Annotated in this window: 2 tRNA genes and 2 rRNA genes; all 4 read right to left on the reverse strand. The window is 49.7% G+C overall.

Annotated elements, in window-relative coordinates:
- Positions 1-19: 19 nt before the first annotated feature.
- The 4 genes from EKM83_RS12865 to EKM83_RS12880 all read right to left on the reverse strand — a co-directional run bounded on the left by EKM83_RS12865 (position 20) and on the right by EKM83_RS12880 (position 4,932).
- A 23S ribosomal RNA gene (locus tag EKM83_RS12865) occupies positions 20-2,938 on the reverse strand.
- Positions 2,939-3,113: 175 nt separating this feature from the next.
- Positions 3,114-3,186, reverse strand: a tRNA-Ala gene (locus EKM83_RS12870).
- Positions 3,187-3,208: 22 nt separating this feature from the next.
- A tRNA-Ile gene (locus tag EKM83_RS12875) sits at positions 3,209-3,283 on the reverse strand.
- An 83-nt stretch (positions 3,284-3,366) separates the two neighbouring features.
- Positions 3,367-4,932: ribosomal RNA gene (locus EKM83_RS12880) — 16S ribosomal RNA — on the reverse strand.
- The 16S and 23S rRNA genes sit together here with 2 tRNA genes alongside, the layout of an rRNA operon.
- Between the last annotated feature and the right edge of the window lie 152 nt (positions 4,933-5,084).

Genomic DNA, 5,084 nt, shown 5'->3' on the forward strand with positions numbered 1-5,084 from the left:
TTGAGAACACCAACTCTACTTGGTTAAGTCCTCGACCGATTAGTACTGGTCCGCTTCACGTCTCACAACGCTGCCACTTCCAGCCTATCTACCTGATCATCTCTCAGGGGTCTTACTTCCATATAGGAATGGGAAATCTCATCTCGAGGCGAGTTTCACACTTAGATGCTTTCAGCGTTTATCTCATCCATACATAGCTACCCAGCGATGCGCCTGGCGGCACAACTGGTACACCAGCGGTATGTCCATCCCGGTCCTCTCGTACTAAGGACAGCTCCTCTCAAATTTCCTACGCCCGCGACGGATAGGGACCGAACTGTCTCACGACGTTCTGAACCCAGCTCGCGTACCGCTTTAATGGGCGAACAGCCCAACCCTTGGGACCGACTACAGCCCCAGGATGCGATGAGCCGACATCGAGGTGCCAAACCTCCCCGTCGATGTGGACTCTTGGGGGAGATAAGCCTGTTATCCCCAGGGTAGCTTTTATCCGTTGAGCGATGGCCCTTCCATACGGTACCACCGGATCACTAAGCCCGACTTTCGTCCCTGCTCGACCTGTCTGTCTCGCAGTCAAGCTCTCTTCTGCCTTTACACTCAATGAATGATTTCCAACCATTCTGAGAGAACCTTTGGGCGCCTCCGTTACTTTTTAGGAGGCGACCGCCCCAGTCAAACTGCCTACCTGACACTGTCTCCCACCACGATAAGTGGTGTGGGTTAGAGTGTTCACACAGCGAGGGTCGTATCCCACCAGCGCCTCACTCGAAACTAGCGTTCCGAGTTCTACGGCTCCGACCTATCCTGTACAAGCTGTGTCAACACCCAATATCAAGCTACAGTAAAGCTCCATGGGGTCTTTCCGTCCTGTCGCGGGTAACCTGCATCTTCACAGGTAATATAATTTCACCGAGTCTCTCGTTGAGACAGTGCCCAGATCGTTACGCCTTTCGTGCGGGTCGGAACTTACCCGACAAGGAATTTCGCTACCTTAGGACCGTTATAGTTACGGCCGCCGTTTACTGGGGCTTCATTTCTGGGCTTCGCCGAAGCTAACTCATCCACTTAACCTTCCAGCACCGGGCAGGCGTCAGCCCCTATACGTCATCTTACGATTTTGCAGAAACCTGTGTTTTTGATAAACAGTCGCCTGGGCCTTTTCACTGCGGCTACACTTGCGTGTAGCACCCCTTCTCCCGAAGTTACGGGGTCATTTTGCCGAGTTCCTTAACGAGAGTTCACTCGCTCACCTTAGGATACTCTCCTCGACTACCTGTGTCGGTTTGCGGTACGGGTAATTAATTACTAACTAGAAGCTTTTCTCGGCAGTGTGACATCTGGCACTTCCCTACTAAAATTCGGTCCTCGTCACGCCTTGTCCTTAGCGATAAGCATTTGACTCATCACCAGACTTGACGCTTGAACGCACATTTCCAATCGTGCGCATACCGTAGCCTACTGCGTCCCTCCATCGTTCAAACATAATTAACTAGTACAGGAATATCAACCTGTTATCCATCGCCTACGCTTCTCAGCCTCGGCTTAGGTCCCGACTAACCCTGGGAGGACGAGCCTTCCCCAGGAAACCTTAGTCATTCGGTGGATCAGATTCTCACTGATCTTTCGCTACTCATACCGGCATTCTCACTTCTAAGCGCTCCACTAGTCCTTACGATCTAGCTTCGTTGCCCTTAGAACGCTCTCCTATCACGTGACCTAATGGTCACATCCACAATTTCGGTAACATGCTTAGCCCCGGTATATTTTCGGCGCAGGATCACTCGGCTAGTGAGCTATTACGCACTCTTTAAATGGTGGCTGCTTCTGAGCCAACATCCTAGCTGTCTATGCAACTCCACATCCTTTTCCACTCAGCATGTATTTAGGGACCTTAATTGGTGGTCTGGGCTGTTCCCCTTTCGACGGTGGATCTTATCACTCATCGTCTGACTCCCGGATATAAATCAGTGGCATTCGGAGTTTATCTGAATTCAGTAACCCATGACGGGCCCCTAGTCCAAACAGTGGCTCTACCTCCACGATTCTTTACTCCGAGGCTAACCCTAAAGCTATTTCGGAGAGAACCAGCTATCTCCAAGTTCGTTTGGAATTTCACCGCTATCCACACCTCATCCCAGCATTTTTCAACATACACGGGTTCGGTCCTCCAGTGCGCTTTACCGCACCTTCAACCTGGACATGGATAGGTCACCTGGTTTCGGGTCTACGTCAACTTACTGAAACGCCCGTTTCAGACTCGCTTTCGCTACGGCTCCGATCTTTACATCTTAACCTTGCAAATTAACGTAACTCGCCGGTTCATTCTACAAAAGGCACGCTATCACCCATTAACGGGCTCTAACTAATTGTAGGCACATGGTTTCAGGAACTATTTCACTCCGCTTCCGCGGTGCTTTTCACCTTTCCCTCACGGTACTGGTTCACTATCGGTCACTAGGGAGTATTTAGCCTTGGGAGATGGTCCTCCCGGATTCCGACCACGTTTCACGTGTGTGGCCGTACTCAGGATCCTGAACTGAGGGCCAACGATTTCATCTACGGGGGTATCACCCGCTATGCCACGCCTTCCCAGACGTTTCGATTATCATTGACTTTGGTAACTCAAATGTTCAGTCCTACAACCCCAACGAGCAAGCTCGTTGGTTTGGGCTATTCCCCGTTCGCTCGCCGCTACTTAGGGAATCGATTTTTCTTTCTCTTCCTGTGGGTACTTAGATGTTTCAGTTCCCCACGTCTGCCTCAACTCAAGTATGTATTCCCTGAGTTGTAATAGTCGGTTAAAACTATTGGGTTTCCCCATTCGGAAATCTCCGGATCAAAGCTTACGTACAGCTCCCCGAAGCATATCGGTGTTAGTCCCGTCCTTCATCGGCTCCTAGTACCAAGGCATCCACCATGCGCCCTTCATAACTTAACCTAACGATTACTTCGTAATCGCTGATTAATTGAGTATTTAGCGATATAAACTAATTAAAAAACTCAAAATTACGCGGTGTTCTCGGTTTAATTATTTTTAATAAAAACAATTAATAAGAAAATTATTGATAATATCTAGTTTTCAAAGAACAAATTCCTTGATGCTTTCGCATCAATGGAGAATAGCGGGATCGAACCGCTGACCCCCTGCTTGCAAAGCAGGTGCTCTCCCATCTGAGCTAATTCCCCAAAATGATGACCTTGCGGTCAATGGGCATAAATGGACTCGAACCATCGACCTCACGCTTATCAGGCGTGCGCTCTAAACCAGCTGAGCTATACGCCCAAAATCATTTAGTTAGAGAGGTAAGCCCCTCAAAACTGACCATTGTTTCGACAAAGTATGTGTAGCCTCCGTATATTCCTTAGAAAGGAGGTGATCCAGCCGCAGGTTCTCCTACGGCTACCTTGTTACGACTTCACCCTAATCATCTGTCCCACCTTAGACGGCTGACTCCCGAAGGTTATCTCACCGGCTTTGGGTGTTACAAACTCTCATGGTGTGACGGGCGGTGTGTACAAGGCCCGGGAACGTATTCACCGCGGCATGCTGATCCGCGATTACTAGCGATTCCAACTTCATGTAGGCGAGTTGCAGCCTACAATCCGAACTGAGAACGGCTTTAAGAGATTAGCTTAGCCTCACGACTTCGCGACTCGTTGTACCGTCCATTGTAGCACGTGTGTAGCCCAGGTCATAAGGGGCATGATGATTTGACGTCATCCCCACCTTCCTCCGGTTTGTCACCGGCAGTCTCACCAGAGTGCCCAACTGAATGCTGGCAACTGATAATAAGGGTTGCGCTCGTTGCGGGACTTAACCCAACATCTCACGACACGAGCTGACGACAACCATGCACCACCTGTCATTCTGTCCCCGAAGGGAACGTCTTATCTCTAAGATTGGCAGAAGATGTCAAGACCTGGTAAGGTTCTTCGCGTAGCTTCGAATTAAACCACATGCTCCACCGCTTGTGCGGGCCCCCGTCAATTCCTTTGAGTTTCAACCTTGCGGTCGTACTCCCCAGGCGGAGTGCTTAATGCGTTAGCTGCGGCACTGAAGGGCGGAAACCCTCCAACACCTAGCACTCATCGTTTACGGCATGGACTACCAGGGTATCTAATCCTGTTCGCTACCCATGCTTTCGAGCCTCAGCGTCAGTTACAGACTAGACAGCCGCCTTCGCCACTGGTGTTCTTCCATATATCTACGCATTCCACCGCTACACATGGAGTTCCACTGTCCTCTTCTGCACTCAAGTTACCCAGTTTCCGATGCACTTCTCCGGTTAAGCCGAAGGCTTTCACATCAGACTTAAGAAACCGCCTGCGCTCGCTTTACGCCCAATAAATCCGGACAACGCTTGCCACCTACGTATTACCGCGGCTGCTGGCACGTAGTTAGCCGTGGCTTTCTGGTTAAATACCGTCAACCCCTGAACAGTTACTCTCAGAGGTGTTCTTCTTTAACAACAGAGTTTTACGAGCCGAAACCCTTCTTCACTCACGCGGCATTGCTCCATCAGACTTTCGTCCATTGTGGAAGATTCCCTACTGCTGCCTCCCGTAGGAGTTTGGGCCGTGTCTCAGTCCCAATGTGGCCGATTACCCTCTCAGGTCGGCTACGTATCATTGTCTTGGTGGGCCTTTACCTCACCAACTAACTAATACGCCGCGGGATCATCCAGAAGTGATAGCCGAAGCCACCTTTCAAACAAGAACCATGCGGTTCTTGTTGTTATACGGTATTAGCACCTGTTTCCAAGTGTTATCCCCTGCTTCTGGGCAGATTTCCCACGTGTTACTCACCAGTTCGCCACTCGCTTCATGGTTGAAATCAGTGCAAGCACGTCAATCAACGGAAGCTCGTTCGACTTGCATGTATTAGGCATGCCGCCAGCGTTCGTCCTGAGCCAGGATCAAACTCTCATCTTAAAGATGATGTGCTTGAATAGCTCATCGATTGTTGTTACATTTTTAAAAGCGAATTGACTTCGCAAATATTGTTTGGGTTTGATACCAAGTATCAAACCGCCCTACACATATTTGGTTTGTCGAAACAATGTTCAGTTTTCAAAGGTCTACCA

This window comes from Levilactobacillus angrenensis (genome assembly GCF_003946085.1).
Classification (GTDB): domain Bacteria; phylum Bacillota; class Bacilli; order Lactobacillales; family Lactobacillaceae; genus Levilactobacillus; species Levilactobacillus angrenensis.